13 protein-coding genes are annotated in these 16,308 nt (G+C 62.8%); 3 read left to right on the forward strand and 10 right to left on the reverse strand.

Annotated elements, in window-relative coordinates; translation table 11 throughout:
• Positions 1–143: 143 nt before the first annotated feature.
• Entirely contained in the window at positions 144–878 is a 735-nt protein-coding gene (lexA, locus tag ACR64R_RS08975) for a transcriptional repressor LexA (RefSeq protein WP_487361291.1), read from the forward strand.
• Here the strand turns inward: lexA and ACR64R_RS08980 are convergent.
• Positions 872–3,112 (reverse strand): ComEC/Rec2 family competence protein, encoded by a 2,241-nt coding sequence (locus tag ACR64R_RS08980; RefSeq protein ID WP_487361292.1) that lies wholly within the window; start codon positions 3,110–3,112, stop codon positions 872–874. The two genes, lexA and ACR64R_RS08980, sit on opposite strands and share 7 nt — an antisense overlap.
• A 337-nt stretch (positions 3,113–3,449) precedes the next feature.
• On the opposite strand from ACR64R_RS08980, the gene gltX reads away from it, so the two are divergent.
• Together gltX and gltA are read left to right on the forward strand one after the other, a co-directional pair.
• Positions 3,450–4,874 carry a glutamate--tRNA ligase gene (gene gltX / locus ACR64R_RS08985; RefSeq protein ID WP_487361293.1) on the forward strand — a complete coding sequence of 475 codons (1,425 nt, stop codon included), beginning with the start codon at positions 3,450–3,452 and terminating at the stop codon, positions 4,872–4,874.
• Positions 4,875–5,055: 181 nt separating this feature from the next.
• Positions 5,056–6,384 carry a citrate synthase gene (gltA, locus tag ACR64R_RS08990; RefSeq protein WP_487361294.1) on the forward strand — a complete coding sequence of 443 codons (1,329 nt, stop codon included), beginning with the start codon at positions 5,056–5,058 and terminating at the stop codon, positions 6,382–6,384.
• 31 nt (positions 6,385–6,415) lie between these two features.
• Here the strand turns inward: gltA and lpxB are convergent, their stop codons facing one another.
• The 9 genes from lpxB to ACR64R_RS09035 form a co-directional block, all read right to left on the reverse strand.
• Positions 6,416–7,603 (reverse strand): lipid-A-disaccharide synthase, encoded by a 1,188-nt coding sequence (gene lpxB / locus ACR64R_RS08995; protein WP_487361295.1) that lies wholly within the window; start codon positions 7,601–7,603, stop codon positions 6,416–6,418.
• The gene (locus ACR64R_RS09000; protein ID WP_487361296.1) at positions 7,593–8,510 is read right to left on the reverse strand and encodes an LpxI family protein; all 918 of its coding nucleotides are present in this window, start codon (positions 8,508–8,510) and stop codon (positions 7,593–7,595) included. The genes lpxB and ACR64R_RS09000 overlap by 11 nt, the downstream gene beginning before the upstream one ends.
• Positions 8,497–9,333 carry an acyl-ACP--UDP-N-acetylglucosamine O-acyltransferase gene (lpxA, locus tag ACR64R_RS09005; RefSeq protein WP_487361297.1) on the reverse strand — a complete coding sequence of 279 codons (837 nt, stop codon included), beginning with the start codon at positions 9,331–9,333 and terminating at the stop codon, positions 8,497–8,499. Before lpxA ends, ACR64R_RS09000 begins: the two co-directional genes overlap by 14 nt.
• A 15-nt stretch (positions 9,334–9,348) precedes the next feature.
• Positions 9,349–9,810: a 3-hydroxyacyl-ACP dehydratase FabZ gene (fabZ, locus tag ACR64R_RS09010; RefSeq protein WP_487361298.1), complete on the reverse strand. Its 462-nt coding sequence runs from the start codon at positions 9,808–9,810 to the stop codon at positions 9,349–9,351.
• Positions 9,803–10,858 carry a UDP-3-O-(3-hydroxymyristoyl)glucosamine N-acyltransferase gene (gene lpxD, locus ACR64R_RS09015; RefSeq protein WP_487361299.1) on the reverse strand — a complete coding sequence of 352 codons (1,056 nt, stop codon included), beginning with the start codon at positions 10,856–10,858 and terminating at the stop codon, positions 9,803–9,805. The genes fabZ and lpxD overlap by 8 nt, the downstream gene beginning before the upstream one ends.
• Positions 10,859–10,935: 77 nt before the next feature.
• Positions 10,936–13,293: an outer membrane protein assembly factor BamA gene (gene bamA / locus ACR64R_RS09020; RefSeq protein ID WP_487361300.1), complete on the reverse strand. Its 2,358-nt coding sequence runs from the start codon at positions 13,291–13,293 to the stop codon at positions 10,936–10,938.
• 218 nt (positions 13,294–13,511) lie between these two features.
• Positions 13,512–14,654 (reverse strand): RIP metalloprotease RseP, encoded by a 1,143-nt coding sequence (gene rseP / locus ACR64R_RS09025; protein WP_487361301.1) that lies wholly within the window; start codon positions 14,652–14,654, stop codon positions 13,512–13,514.
• 104 nt (positions 14,655–14,758) lie between these two features.
• On the reverse strand, positions 14,759–15,574 hold the full coding sequence (locus tag ACR64R_RS09030; RefSeq protein WP_487361302.1) for a phosphatidate cytidylyltransferase: 816 nt from the start codon (positions 15,572–15,574) through the stop codon (positions 14,759–14,761).
• A 9-nt stretch (positions 15,575–15,583) separates the two neighbouring features.
• Entirely contained in the window at positions 15,584–16,303 is a 720-nt protein-coding gene (locus ACR64R_RS09035; protein WP_487361303.1) for an isoprenyl transferase, read from the reverse strand.
• Positions 16,304–16,308 lie beyond the last annotated feature (5 nt).

The raw sequence follows: 16,308 nt of genomic DNA on the forward strand, positions 1-16,308 counted from the left end.
AAGGCCCCTCGGATGCAACATTGTTTCGGCGGTCCTAACAAATTCACTAAACTTTAAACGGTTGCGGAACACAACTGGAACAGATAGTGTTTGTTCTGGGTTTGTTTTTCTGATTCTGGTTTCAGAACCCGTGGGGGCCGCCGATGCTGACGCGCAAACAACATGAACTCCTGATGTTCATCCATGAACGCCTGAAGGAGAGCGGGATTCCTCCATCCTTCGACGAGATGAAGGAGGCGCTCGACCTCGCCTCGAAGTCCGGCATCCACCGTCTGATCACGGCGCTGGAAGAGCGCGGTTTCATTCGCCGGCTGCCGAACCGGGCGCGCGCATTGGAGGTCTTGCGGCTTCCCGACTCGATCGCGCCTGGCTTGAATGCCGCTAAGAAGTTTTCGCCTAGCGTCATCCAGGGGGGCCAGGGCAATCTCGGTCGACAGGTCAAGCCGGCGACGCCGTCGCGCACGCCGACGCCCAGCAATGACGATGAATCCACTTCGGCCGTTTCCATCCCGGTTATGGGCCGCATCGCCGCCGGTGTGCCGATCGACGCCATCCAGCACCAGACGCATTCGATCACTGTGCCCCCGGACATGATCACCGGCGGCGAGCATTATGCGCTGGAGGTCAAGGGCGACTCGATGATCGAGGCCGGCATCTTCGACGGCGACACCGTTATCATCCGCAACGCCAACACGGCAAGCCCGGGCGAGATCGTGGTGGCGCTGGTCGACGACGAGGAAGCGACGCTCAAGCGCTTCCGCCGCAAGGGCGCCTCGATCGCGCTCGAGGCGGCCAACCCGGCCTATGAGACCCGGATATTCGGACCGGATCGGGTAAAGGTTCAGGGCAAGCTGGTCGGGCTGATCCGGCGTTACTGAGTGGGCGCCGGTTTGATGTTCGCTTTTTCCTGTCGCTTGTACGGAGGCAGCCCCCTCGCCTCGCGCGCGTATTTCCGCTGCTCGTGCCATGGCCGATACGGTTCTTGGACCGCGTAGCTGATGGCCGGCCGCGCGGTTGCCGATTGCGGATCGAAGAAGATGGCGGCGCTGCCGCCGCGCGCCAGTTGCCGTTTGGTGACGACGAGCACGCGCGGATCGCGGCATGGGTTGTAGGCCGTGGCGTCGTTGATGACGATGAGGTCCGCGAACCCGCAGGCCGACCGGGCGTTGTCTCGGGTCTCGGCGAGCGCCACGATCGCGCCGGAAGGATACCGGCCGATGCAGAGATCGCCGATACAGTAGAAGGGCGAGCCCGCCGGCAGGTCGACGGGGTCGGCGATGTCGAGCGCCCCGTTGGCGAATGTCTCCGGCGGCACGATTTGCTCGGCTTTCAGCGCCCGTTTCCAATTGTCGGTGGTGAACTCATTGGAGCGTTCGCGGTTGATGGCAAGCTCTCCGCCGCCGATCGGCATTGCCACCAGATGGGCATCCTCTGAAATGAGCACATCAGGCGTTCGGACATGCGGGATGGCCAGCAGCGCGGCGAGCGCGAACGGAACGGCGGCTAGCCTCAGCCAGGTGGTGGCCATGGTTGCGATGACGAGCGCGATGGTTGCTAGCAGCACGGACTGGATCGAGATAAGCCCGACGGCATCGACCGGCGAGCGCTCGGAAATCCATGCCGAGATGGCTATCATCGCGGTGAGCCCCTTGCCCATCACATAGAGAAAAGGACCGTCAAAGCCGAAGGGCATGGCCAGTGCGCTAAGCACGGCGAACGGCATGACGATCAGAGAGACGATCGGCATGACCGCCAGATTGGCCAGCAAGCTGAGCGGCGACACACGCTGGAAGTGCCAGATTGCGAACAGCAATGTCGCGCTGCCCGCGACAAGCGAGGTAATCGCGGCTCCACCCACTCCAACCGCCAGTTTTCGAGAGACGAAGCCGACAAACGAGCGCCTTGCCGGCGGCGTGGTCGTTTTGCCGGCGCGGTAGTCGGCAAAGCCGGCATAGGCGCCGACGAGCGCAGCAGTGGCGGCGAAAGACATCTGGAAGCTCGGGCCGACCACTTCATGCGGCGAGACGAGGATGACGGCGATGGCCGAGATCGCCAGGTTTCGCATCGTCAGCGCCGCGCGGTCGAAGAGCACGGCGACAAGCATGACCGCCAGCATGATGAAGCTTCGCTCGGCCGCCACCACGATACCGGAGATCACGAGGTAGCAGGCGATCGAGAGCAGCGCGATTGCAGCGGCATATTTCTTCACCGGCCGGCGCGACGAGAAATCGGGAAACAGCGCGAAGGCACCTCGCAACAGCACCATGATCGTGCCGGCGACCAGCGCCATGTGGAGACCGGAGATCGAGATGATGTGATAGATGCCGGTCCGCCGCATCGACTCGTTGATCGCCTCCGGAATCCCGGCGCGCACGCCGACTATCAGCGCCGCCGCGATCTCGCCTTCGGACCCGCCGATGGCGCTCCTTATGTGATCGGCTATGCCTTCGCGCGCGTTTTCTATGGCCGATGCAACGCGCGCGCCGAAGGGTGCCTCCGTCGATGCGGCCGGCGTCGGCGCAATCAGCTTTGGATCGCCCAGGAAAAAGCCGCTTGCGCCAATGCCGCTAAAATAGCTGTCGAAGGAATAGTCATAGCTTTCGGGCCGAACCGGGCCTGTTGGCGGCAGCAGCTTCACATAGCCGGTCAGTATCGACCCTGCCGTCATGTCGGGCGGAATCCTGCGCGCCGAGAGCCTGACGCGATCCGGTGCGTAGCGCAGCTTCGGATGCTCCGTGGAAATCAGATCGATGGTCAGCCGGACACGGCCGTTGGCCAATGTCTCGGCGACGATGAGGCGGCCGGTCAGCCGCGTCTGGATTTCTGACCCCAGCATCGGGGTTGCCATTCGCCAGGTTTCCACCTTGGCGGCCAGAAAGCCCAGGGCGCAGAAAAGCGCTGCCATGAAGGTCAGGTGCGTTCTCTGCCAGGAGCGCGAGACCGTCGCGCATACGGCCATCAGAGCCACCGCCGCCATCGGCCTGTAGAGGTCCGGCTCAGTGCTCAGCGAAAAGTAATAGATCACGCCGGCGGCAAGGAAGACCGGCACCAGCAGGAAGGCAACGCCACGATCGAGCTCGGTCGCGGCGGCGTCGACGATGCTTTGGCGCATCGCGGAGAACGACGCCCGGCCAAGTTGTCTGCGGAGTCCTCCGAGTGCCTCGGCCGAAGGCGAAACTGGCCGCCACGCACCGTCGCCGGACGACGGAAGCTCCGCCGGCGGATGGGGTTCCGGAACCGGCAACGGCGCCGCTTCGGCCGATATGGCGCGAGCGAACATCAGGCGCTCGCTGACGCCTGCTGTCGTTTCCCCGCCCTCTTCCGCGCCCCGGCCACGTCCAGCCATCGGGTCTGCCCCTTGCGCCCCAGACGCCCTATGCTACATGAACGCCGGTCGCGTGGAAGTCAGCGCGAAACATGCATTTCTTCAGTGCTTCTTCGAGAGTTCCATGTCCGACAAGGTCGTCACCCGTTTTGCCCCCTCGCCCACAGGCTACCTGCATATCGGCGGGGCCCGCACCGCGCTGTTCAATTGGCTCTACGCCAGGCACACAGGCGGCCAAATGCTGCTGCGCATCGAAGACACCGACCGCGAACGCTCCACGGAGGCGGCCACGGCGGCCATTCTCGACGGACTGACCTGGCTCGGCCTCTCCTGGGACGGCGAGGCCGTTTCGCAGTTCCAGCGCGCGCCGCGCCATCGGGAGGTGGCTGAGGAGCTCGTGCGAATGGGCAAGGCCTATTACGCCTATGAGACGCCGGCAGAGCTCGAGGCGATGCGCGAGGCGGCTCGCGCCAAGGGCCTGCCGCCTCGCTACAACGGCCAGTGGCGCGACCGCGATGCGTCCGAGGCGCCTGCAGGCGTCAAGGGCGCCATCCGCATCAAGGCGCCGACCGAGGGCGTGACGGTCGTGCATGATCGCGTGCAGGGCGAGGTTCGCTTCCCGAACAAGGATCTCGACGACTTTATCATCCTTCGTTCCGACGGCGTCCCGACCTACATGCATGCCGTCGTCGTCGACGACCATGACATGGGCGTCACCCATATCATCCGCGGCGACGATCACCTGACCAACGCCGCGCGCCAGACGGTGATCTACAATGCCATGGGCTGGTCGGTGCCGTCGATGTCGCACATCCCGCTGATCCACGGCGCCGACGGCGCCAAGCTGTCGAAGCGGCACGGCGCGCTGGGCGTCGAGGCCTATCGCGCCATGGGTTATCTGCCGGAAGCTCTGCTCAACTATCTGGCCAGGCTCGGCTGGAGCCATGGCGACGACGAGGTGATGTCGATCAAGGACATGATCGCCTGGTTCGACATCGGCGACGTCAACAAGGGCGCGGCCCGCTTCGACTTCGCCAAGCTCGAGGCGCTGAACGGCGTCCATATGCGCAAGATGGACGATCATGCGTTGTTCGACATCTTCGTCGCCACCTTGCCCTATCTCGAAGGCGGGCCCGCGTTTGCGGCAAAGCTCGACGACAAGCGCAAGGCGCAACTGCTTGCCGCCATGCCCGGTCTCAAGGAGCGGGCAAAGACTTTGGTAGAGTTGGTCGATGGCGCGGCTTTCCTGTTCGCCGAGCGACCGTTACCGCTGGACGAGAAGGCGGCGAGCTTGCTCAATGCCGAGGCGCGCGCGATTTTGCGCGGCGCGCATGGCGCATTGTCTTCTGTCCAGGGCGAATGGAGCGCCGCCTCGGCAGAGGCTTCGATCCGTGCGTTCGCGCAGGCCGGTGGGTATAAGCTCGGCGCCGTGGCACAGCCGCTCCGGGCGGCCCTGACCGGCCGTAGCACCTCCCCCGGCGTGTTCGACGTGCTTGCCGTGCTGGGCCGCCAGGAAAGCCTGGCCCGCATAGAAGATCAAATCGATTAGGAGCGGACTGGCCCAAGAAGATTGGCATTGAAAGGTGTGTTTCGCAGTGCAACATTAGGCCTTGGCCCAATCTGGCACGCACCTCCTAAAATGCGGTGGCGAGTTCGCGCATTCGGTGACTTCGACGTGTCGTTTGCAGGAATTTGCCTTGCCGGCATGAGGAAACAAAAAGGAGTTTGCAATGAGCGAAGCGGCGACAAAACTGGAGTTGGCCGGCAAAACGAGCCAGCCGACCGCGAAGCTTGAGCTTGCCGGCAAGACGCACGAATTCAAGGTGCGAAGCGGCTCGGTCGGACCTGACGTCATCGACATCGGCTCGCTCTACAGCACCACCGGCGCCTTCACTTACGATCCGGGCTTCACCTCGACCGCGAGCTGCGAATCGGCGATCACCTTCATCGACGGCGATGCCGGCATTCTCTTGCATCGCGGCTACCCTATCGACCAGCTCGCGGAGCATGGCGACTTCCTCGAGGTCTGCTACCTGCTGCTCTACGGCGAACTGCCGACCAAGGCGCAGAAGGACGACTTCGACTATCGCGTGACGCGCCACACGATGGTGCATGAGCAGATGTCGCGTTTCTTCACCGGCTTCCGCCGCGACGCGCATCCGATGGCCGTCATGTGCGGCGTGGTCGGCGCGCTGTCGGCCTTCTATCACGACTCGACCGACATCTCGGATCCGTACCAGCGCATGGTTGCCTCGATGCGGCTCATCGCCAAGATGCCGACGATCGCGGCGATGGCCTACAAGTACCATATCGGCCAGCCCTTCATTTACCCGAAGAACGATCTCGGTTTCGCGGCAAACTTCCTGCACATGTGCTTCGCTGTGCCCTGCGAGGAATACAAGATCAATCCGGTCCTGGCGCGCGCCATGGAACGCATCTTCATCCTGCACGCCGACCACGAGCAGAACGCCTCGACCTCGACGGTTCGCCTCGCCGGATCGTCGGGCGCCAACCCGTTCGCCTGCATCGCCGCCGGCATCGCCTGCCTCTGGGGCCCCGCGCATGGCGGCGCCAACGAAGCCGCGCTCAACATGCTGGGCGAAATCGGCCATGTCGACCACATTCCGGAATTCATCGCCCGCGCCAAGGACAAGAACGATCCGTTCCGCCTGATGGGCTTCGGGCACCGCGTCTACAAGAACTACGATCCCCGTGCCAAGATCATGCAGAAGACGGCGCATGAGGTTCTGGGCGAGCTCGGCATCAAGGACGATCCGCTGCTCGACATCGCCATGGAGCTGGAAAAGATCGCGCTGACCGACGCCTACTTCATCGAGAAGAAGCTCTATCCGAACGTCGATTTCTACTCAGGCATCACGCTGAAGGCGCTGGGCTTCCCCACCACCATGTTCACCGTGCTCTTCGCGGTCGCGCGCACTGTCGGTTGGATCGCCCAGTGGAAGGAAATGATCGAGGACCCGCACCAGAAGATCGGCCGCCCGCGCCAGCTCTACACCGGCGCCACGGAGCGCGATTACGTGCCGATCGCGAAAAGGTAGGGGATAGTGGGTAGGCAGTAGAAAGAAACCTCTACTGCCTGTTGCCTGCTGCCTTCTTGATGCACCCCATCACCACCTCTGCGGCGATCTCGCCCGAGGGCCTGTCGGTCGCCATTCGTCTGGCGATCTCGGCAAAACCGGCCTTCTGCCAGGCGCGCATGCCGGTGTCGGCAAACAGGGCTTCCAACTGCCGGGCGAGGTTCTCTGGCCGGACATACTGGTCGTAGAATTCCGGCACCAGCACGCGGTCGGAGATCAGGTTGGGCAGCAGCGCCGACCATGTCGTCACCAGATGCTGCAGAATTTGGCGCGCGATGGGGTCGAGCTTGTAGCAGGAAACCATCGGAACGCCGGCGAGCGCCAGTTCGAGCGATACTGTCCCTGACGCGATCAGCGCAGCGTCGGCCTTGCCGAAGGCCTGCCATTTGCGGTCCGGCTCGGCGATGATTTCCGGCTTGTCGTCCCAACTCGCGATCGACGTCTTCACCAGTTCGGCGACGTGCGGCACGGTCGGCAGGATGAGGCGCAGGCGGTGGCCGCGTTGGCGCAACGCCGACATCGCCTTGCCGAAAGGCTCCATCAGCCGGCTGACTTCGCCGCGGCGCGAGCCTGGCAGCACCAGCACCGTCTTGACTCGGTCCTCGGAGAGGTCGCGTGGCTGGTTCTGCGCCTTGGCGGCGCCGAGCACGCCGGGGTCTTGCGTCAGCCGATGGCCGACATAGGTGCCCGGCGGCCCGCCTAGGCGAGCAAGGGCCTTTACCTCGAAAGGCAGGATACAGAGAATGTGATCGACATAGGGCTTCATCGCCACCGCCCTGCCTGGCCGCCAGGCCCATACGCTCGGACAGACATAGTGGATGATCGGAATGGCCGGTGCTGTTGCGCGAACCTTCTTCGCGACGCGCAGTGAAAAGTCCGGGCTGTCGATGGTGACCAGGCAATCGGGCCGTTCGGCCGCGATCATCGCCGCGGTCTGGCTGATACGGCGCATCAGCCGCGGCAGGTCGCGCAGCACGGCGCTGAAGCCCATCAGCGCGATCTCGCTGCCGTCGAAGAATGGCGTCAGCCCCAGCTGCTGCAGGTGGCGGCCGCCAATGCCGACGAGTTGGACCTTGCGACCGGTCAGACGCTCGAGCGCCAGCACTATGTCAGCGCCGAGCAAATCGCCGGATTCCTCGCCGGCGACTATCGCGAGCTTGAGCGGCTTGTCAGCGGGCATCGGCCGGCTCCCCATTGGCCCGCTCCGCTGAAGGCAGGCCAACGATGAACAGGCCAAGCGCATTGGCGCGCGCCAGCGTTGCCGGAGCTTCGAGAATAAGTGAACGGCCGGCCTCGACGGCGATGCCGACAAGACCAGCGGCATGAGCGGCCTCGACCGTCTGCGGGCCTATGGTGGGCAAGTCGGCGCGCAATTCCTGTCCGGGCTTGGCGCATTTGACCAGCACGCCGCCCGTCCTGCCGGCCAGCCTGCCGTGGCCGCGCAGCTCGCGCATTCTATCGAGCAGGCCGGCGGTGCCTTCGATGCCTTCCAGCGCGACGGCCCGACCTCCGACCGCAATCGCTGCCTGGCCGATATCGAGCTCGCCAATGGCCTTGGCTGCCCTGCGCGCGGCCTCGATGTCGCGCCAGTCGGACCGATTCGGTTCGGCCGCCGTCAACGGGCCTTCGCTAGCCGTCAGTTCCGGAACGACTTCGTGCGCGCCGATGACCTTGACGCCTCGCGTTTCCAGGGCTCGGGTCAAAATCTTCAGCAGGCCGTCGTCGCCACGTCGCAATGCTCTGACCACGAAAGGTACTATCGCCAGAAGACCAAGTGTCGGCCTTATCCTGCTCAGCCGCGGCCTACGCTTGATCTCGCCGGCAAGGACAAGGTGCGTGATGCCTTGGCGACGCAGCAACGGAAACAACAGCCCGATGTCTTCCAGCGCGAGTTTTTCCCGATCAAAGGCCGCAAAATCGGCTTCCCGGTCGACCTCACCGGCGGCGATGATGATGAAGGGCGCAAAACCGTGCTTGACCAGGCCCTCCGCCACTTCGACCGGCAGGCTGCCCCCACCGGCGATGATGCCGACCCTGGAGCCCGGCGCGAGTGCAAGCCCTGCCTTGGCCGGCTCAGCCCTCGTCATCGCCATTGTCATCGTCGCCCTCACCCTTGAGCGACGGCACGGCAAAGTGCCGTTTGCCGCGACTGGTGATGAAATCGATGATCTTCATGGCCGTTGGCGATCCGGCGAACTCGGCCTTGGCGAGCTCCACATTCTCGCCGACGGTGCGGGAACGATCGAAGATCGTCCTATAGGCCCTGCGCAGCAGGTAGATCTCGGAGCGCGGCAAACCGGCGCGTTTGAGGCCAATGATGTTCAAGCCGCGCAGGCTGGCGCGGTTGCCGACGGCAATGGCATACGGGATGACATCGCCGACAAAAGCCGAGCAGCCGCCGAGAAAGGCGTTATCGCCGACGCGCACGAATTGGTGAACCGCGCTTAGGCCGCCGATATAGACGTTGTCGCCAATCTCGCAATGTCCGCCGAGCGTCGCGCCATTGGCAAACGTGGCGTTCTTGCCAACGACGCAATCATGGGCAATGTGGGCGTAGGCAAGGAAGTTGCCGTTGTCGCCGACAGTTGTCTCGCCACGGCTGGTGTCGGTGCCGACATGCATCGTGACGCCTTCACGAATGGTGCAGTTCGCTCCGACGACCAGAGTAGTGCGGCCACCCTTGTGCTTGGTGTTTTGCGGCGGCGCGCCGAGCGTCGCCATCGGATAGACCTTCGTCCCGACCCCAATCGTCGTGGCGCCCATCACCGATACATGACTGACCAGCTCGACACGGTCGCCGACGATCGAATCGGCGCTTACGTGGCAAAAGGGTCCGATGCGGACGCCCTCGCCGAGCCTGGCTCCTTCTTCGACGACCGAGGAAGGATGAATGGATGTCTCGACTTTCATGAGCATTTCGTACCGTCAGCCGGCAACCATCATGGCTGAAACCTCGGCTTCGGCGGCCTTAGCGCCGTCGACCATCGCCTCGCAGGCGAATTTCAGCAGATTGCCGCGTTTCTTGATCTTCTTCACATGGATCCTGAGCTGATCGCCCGGAACCACCGGTCTGCGGAATTTGGCATTGTCGATGGTCATGAAATATACCAGCGAGGGCCTCTCCGTGTTGAGGCTGCGAATGCAGATCGCGCCGGCGGTCTGAGCCATCGCCTCGATGATGAGCACGCCCGGCATGACCGGCTGCTGGGGGAAATGGCCCTGGAAGTGCGGCTCGTTTATGGTCACGTTCTTGATGCCGACGGCCGATTCGTCGCCATCGATATCGACGATGCGGTCGATCAACAGGAACGGATAGCGATGCGGCAGGAGCTTCATCAGCCCCATGATGTCGACCGCCTCGAGTGTCGTTGCCACCGTATCAGCCATTTCCGTCGCCTTGCTTGCGCGTCCTGGCCATCTTGCGCAGCATCGCTATCTCGCGCATGGCTTCCGCCATCGGCTGTGCCGGATAGCCTCCCCAGATCTCGCCTGCCGGCACGTTGTTCATGAATCCACTTCTCGCAGCAAGCTTGGCCCCTGGCCCGATGGTCAAATGATCAGCTAGGCCGACACCGCCACCCATCGTGACGTTGTCGCCGACGACGACGGAACCGGAGATACCCGAAAGCCCTGCTATAATGCAATTGCGGCCGATGCGAACATTGTGGGCGATCTGTACCAGATTGTCGATCTTGGTGCCCTGGCCGATGATGGTATCGGACATCGCGCCGCGGTCGACGGTCGAGTTGGAGCCGATCTCCACATCATCCTGGATGATGACGCGACCGATCTGCGGCACGCGTTCAGGTCCCTTGGCGCCGCCCACGAAGCCGAAACCGTCCTGGCCGATCCTTGCGCCGCCATGGATGATGACGCGATTGCCGACAAGGGCAAATTGGATGCTGGCGCCCGGGCCGATGAACCCGCCGCGGCCGATCTGGCAGGAACGGCCAACGACGGCGTGAGGCGCGATGACAGTCCCGCTGCCGATGGACACGCCGGGACCGATCACCGCACCCGCTTCGACAATCGCCCCTTCCTCGATATGTGCGGACGGATCGACGAAGGCATGCGCCGAGATGCCGGTTTCCCCCGTCATCGGCCCCGGAGTTGCGGCCTGCGGAAACAACAGGCGCCCGACCATTGCGAAAGCCTGTTGCGGACGAGGATGCATGAGCACCGCGATGCCCGGCGGCGCCTTGCTGGCAAAATCGGCGGGGCACAGGACGGCGGCAGCTCTCAGCGACTGCATCAACGCGAAATTGCGTTTTCCGTCGACAAAGACGAGCGCGCCGTCGCCGCCCTCGCTGGCGGGAGCCAACGCCTCGATGGCAATTTCAGCCTGAGCGGTATCAATCAGGCTGGCGCCGGTCAGATTCGCGACCTCGCCAGCCGTATACCGGCGTGAAGGCGCGAAGAACACCGGATCGGTCATTCCAGAAGCAATATCCAGCTGGGTCGGATCAGTCCACTCCGAGCCGTCAGCCGGCTCGGAGAAATCGCGACCTCAAATCAGAAGCGGGTCGCGATACCGAAGTTGAATTCCTGCGTTTTGTCGGTCGGCTCTTTCTTGACCGGGATCGCATAGTCGATGCGGATCGGGCCGAAAGGCGAAGCCCACATCAGGCCGACACCCACCGAGGCGCGAAGCTTCATGTCGGTCAATTCCTGCGCAACCGAGGTGATCTTGCTTCCGTAGAGGGTTGCTGCGTCGGCGAAAACAGCGCCGCGCAAGCCAAAGCTTTCCGGAATAACAGGCAACGGAAACTGGGCTTCGGCCGAGGCGTTGAAATATGTCGTACCACCGAGATGATCGCCCGTGAGCGGATCCACGGGGCCGATGCCGCCATACTCAAAGCCACGGATCATTCGATCGTTGCTTTGGAACTGGTCAAAGATACGCAGGCCATCGTTGCCGTATCCAGCTATGTAGCCGGCACCGCCCGAGACGAGACCGACAAGGTCCAGCTGCTCGGACAACGTCTGGTAGACGCTTGCGCGCCCGGTCACCTTGACCCACTTAGCATCTCCGCCGAGACCAGCAAACTCGGTGGTGCCATTGATGTAAAGGCCCTCGTGCGGGTTCTTCATGTCATCGATGGTGTTGTACACTAGGCCTAGACTGACCGACGACTTCAACCAAGCACCCTGGTCGATAGCATCTACGAGAGCCTGCGAAATGTTGCAGTCGCCCTGAATGCCATCATTGTTATTGTCGCAGTTGTTAAAGCCGTACTTTTCCTGAGAAATGTTATACGCCAGCTGCGTCGAAATGCTGTCGGTAATCGGCAGGCCGAACCTAACGGTCGCTCCGGTGGTGTCCGTGTCGTAGTGATCGTAATTGCGGGTCGACTTGTAGATATCGAAGCCCGCCGCGATGCGCCGGCCAAGGAAATAAGGCTCGGTGAAGGAAATAGCGTAATCGCGCGAATTCTTGCCGCCGCCGGCCGACAGCTTGATGTACTGGCCGCGGCCGAGGAAGTTGCGTTCGGTGATCGAGCCTTCGATGGACGGGCCGGGCGTGTCGCCGCCGGTCGAATATCCGGCACCGACGGAGAACTCGCCGGTCGACTTTTCAACCACGGTGACCACGAGCACGACCTGGTCAGGCGCCGAGCCTGGAACCGTCGAGATGTCGACGGACTGGAAGTAATCAAGTCTTTCCAGCCGCTTCTTCGCGCGCTGGATGAGAACCTGGTTGAATGCGTCGCCTTCGCTGACATCGAATTCGCGACGGATGACATAGTCGCGCGTGCGGTCATTGCCGCGGATTTCGATGCGCTCGATATAGGCCTTGGTGCCCTGGTCGATGGTATAGACGACCGAAATGGTGTGGTTTTCGAAATTGCGGTCGCCGCGCGGCGTCACCTGAGCGAAGGCATAGCCCGAGCCCGCGACCTTCTCGGTCAGTGCGACGATCGAGTCCTCCACGTCCTTGGCGTTATAGACATCGCCCTTATGGGTCTCGACCACGGATTCCAGCGACTTCGAGTCGACTTCGGCGATGGTGCTTTCCACGCTGACGTCGCCGAACGTGTATCGGTCGCCTTCCTGCACGGTGATGGTAACCGTGTATTTGTTGGTGGCGTCGTCAAGCTCGCCAACGGCGGACACGACCTGGAAGTCGGCATAACCGTGATTGTAGTAGAAGCGGCGCAGCAGTTCCTGGTCGGCGCGCAGCTTGTCCTCGTCATAGACGTCGTCGCGCAGCACGAAGGACAGCCAGGACGACCGCTTGGTGTTTATGACATCCGACAGGCGGCGGCTGGAGTAGGCGTGGTTGCCGACGAAATTGATCGCCGCAATCTGGGTGCGGCCGCCTTCATTGATGTTGAAGACGACGTTCACGCGGTTGTCGCCGAGATCCATGATCTGCGTGGTCACGGCGGCGTCGTCACGGCCGATGCGCTTGTAGGCGGCCTTCACCGCCTCGACGTCGGCATCGAGCGCCTGCTGCGAGAAGGTCGCGCGGGGCTTCAGCTGGATAGCAGCCTGGAGCGCGTTGTCCTTCAGCTTCTTGTTGCCCTGGAAGAGGACCTGGTTGACGACCTTGTATTCGGAAACCTTGACCACCAGGGTCGAACCGACCTGGTTGATCTGAACGTCCGAGAACAGCCCGGTGCCGAACAGCGCCTTCACGGCTTCGTCGATATCGGAGCTGGAGAAGGGCTTGCCCGGCTTGATCGAGATGTAGTTGCGGATGGTCTCCGCATCGACGCGCTGGTTTCCGCTGACCTCGACACGCGAAATGACCGCGGCCTCAGCCACCGACGTGGCGGCGAACTGCACTGCGAGCGCGCCTGGCACGACCAGAGCGGCGGACAAGGCCGCCGCGGAAGCGGCGCTCAGAAACTTGGATGCTGCCTTCATCGGGCTTTTGTACCTTTTTCTCGTAGTCCCCACGGCGAGAAAACCGGACGTGCGGTATTTTCCCTTACCGTATTAACCGGATTTTCCCTACACGCAAGGCTTCCGGTTAATTTGTATTTACTTAACCGTACCGCGTGGCTTTCGCGTCACGCATATCCCCACGCATGGTAAACGGCATCTCAATAAGCTCGGCGCTGAAGGCAAATTTCTTCATGATTTCAGCACCCAAACAGATCATTCCAAAAAACGAAGCCCATGAATCCGAGCACCAGGAAAAGTCCGGTTCGATAGGCCATCTCCATCATCCGCTCCGAAACCGGGCGCCTTATGACGGCCTCCACGCCGTAGAACAACAGGTGGCCGCCGTCGAGAGGGGGAATCGGCAGAAGATTGAGAAATCCTATCCCCACTGACAGAAATGCAACAAGCTGCACCAGCCACTCGAAGCCAAGCTTTGCCGCCTGCCCCGACATCTTCGCGATCTTGATCGGACCGCCGAGTTGGCACTTGTCCTCGCGCCCAAGGGCAAAGCGCTGCAGGAACTGGCCCGTGCGCTCGATGACGTGTCCGGTTTCCTCGACCGCAGCCACCACGGCGCCGGCCGGCGTGTAGGAAATCAAGCGTGGCTGGCCGACCTCGGCATTGTTGACGACGCCGATCACCGCGACCTTGACCTTGTTGCCCAGCGCATCCTGTTGCTCCATGGGCTCCGGCGTCGCCGTCAAGGCGATTTCCTTGCCGCCGCGCAGCATCGTGAACGTGATGGGGTCGCCTGCCCGGCCTGAAACCAGGCGCTGCACGTCGGCGAAGGTCTCCACCTTGTTGCCGTCGACTTTGACGAATCGGTCGCCTGGCAGGATTCCAGCTTTTTCCGCCGGGCTGCCCGCCGTGACCTCGGCCACCATAGGCTCCAGGACCGGACGGCCATAAAGGGAGAACAGCACCGCAAACACGGCGATCGTCAGCAGGAAATTGAACACTGGCCCCGCAACGACGGTCGCGGCCCGTTTCCAGATGGGTTGCGTGTGGAAGGCGACCTTGCGTTCGGCCTCTGTCAGTGATTCGATCTCTTCTGTACTCGGCTGGCTCGATGTCGCATTCATGTCGCCGACGAATTTGACATAGCCACCGAGCGGAATGGCACAAAGCTTCCAGCGCGTCCCGTGGCGATCGTAGAAGCCGAGGATCTCTGGCCCGAAGCCGATGGAAAAGGCCTTCACGCCGATTCCGCACCAGCGGCCGATGAGATAGTGGCCCATCTCGTGGACGAATACGACCACGGTCAGCACGAACAGGAACGGCACAAGCGTGCCAAGGACGAAGCCTTGTGTGCTGAAGACCGCGTGAAAGATATCGTTCAAGTCATGCCCTCAATTCGCCCGCACGCAACATTCCGCCGCGACTGTGGCATCAATCCGGGCGAAACCGTGGCACGCGCCCGCTTTCGCCTTGACCTTAGCGTCGTTCAGTTCGGAAACAGTCCCAGTGCCGGGTGCTCGGCGCCCGCCGCGATCCAACCAATGACGTACAGCGCGAACGCGGCCGCGACAAGCCCGTCGACCCTGTCCATGACGCCGCCATGGCCGGGAATGAGATTGCTGGAATCCTTGGCACCGTGCCGGCGCTTGACCCAGGATTCGAACAGGTCGCCGACCTGGGAAACGATCGACAGCGCCAGCGCGACGAGGCTGAGCTGGACGAAATTGCCGGCGCCGGCCGCGATTGCCAGCAGCAGGCCCGCGACAAGGCCGCCAACCGCGCCGCCCAAAGCGCCGCTCTGCGTCTTGCCGGGCGAGATCGACGGCGCAAGCTTGGGGCCGCCGACCGCACGGCCGACGAAATATGCCGCTATATCGGTTGCCCAGACCACGGCGAACAGGAAGAGAATCGCAACCAGGCCGGAATGGTTGCTATCGCGCAGATAAGCGAGCGAAAAGCCGGAAAGAGCCGCATAAGCCACCCCGGAGGCCTCCCACTGCGCAGCCTCCCTAATGCGAGCGGCGATGGCAGCGATCGCCGCCAGGATTGCGATCAGCAGCAGCATCCAAAAGGCAGGGACGCCGACAATCAGGGCGCCGATGAAGATCAGAATCAGCGCTTCCGGCAGAACGCCGATCGCCGTGCCGGTCCCAAGGCGCGCCATGCGCGTCCATTCATAGAAGATCAGCGCCGTGATTGCCGCGCAGAACAGACGGAACGGCAATGCGCCGAGCCAGGTGAGCACAAGGGTCAGGACCGCCATCACGATTGCCGAGATGACGCGCTGTTTAAGATTGCTCATGGCTGGCGCCTAAAGCGCGACATCGCGGGCGGCAAGCCCGCCGAAGCGTCGTTCACGGCCGGCGAAGTCGCGCAAGGCGTCGGCCAGATGCTCACGGCTGAAGTCCGGCCAATAACAGGGTAGAAAGACGAGTTCGCTATAGGCGGCCTGCCACAGGAGGAAGTTCGACAGCCTAAGCTCGCCGCTGGTCCGGATCACCAGCTCGGGATCGGGGATACCCCTTGTGTCGAGCGAGGCGGCAAAGCTTTCCGCCGTGATCGCGTCGCTGGCCATGTCGCCGCGCGCGACGGCCTCCGCCAGCTTGCGCGCAGTGCGCACGATCTCGTCGCGACCGCCATAGTTGAAGGCGATGACCAGCGTCAGCGCCCCGTTGTCGGCGGTCAGCGATTCGGCCTCCTGCAACAGCCCCCTTATATCGGGCTGCAACCCCTGCTTGTCGCCGATCACCCTCACCCGCACGCCGTTCTGATGCAGTTCGGCGAGATCGCGGCGGATGAACAGCTTCAACAGGCCCATGAGGTCGCTGACCTCGGATTTCGGCCGTGACCAGTTTTCCGAGGAAAAGGCGTAGACGGTCAGGTAGGAGATGCCGAGCTCGGGCGCCGCGCGGACTGTCTTGCGCAGAGCCTCCACGCCAGCGCGGTGGCCAGCGAGGCGCGGCAGGCCGCGCGCCTTGGCCCAGCGTCCGTTTCCATCCATGATGATCGCGACATGCGCGGGCGTTGCCATTGTCT

Source organism: Mesorhizobium sp. MC2-1-1 (assembly GCF_057597255.1).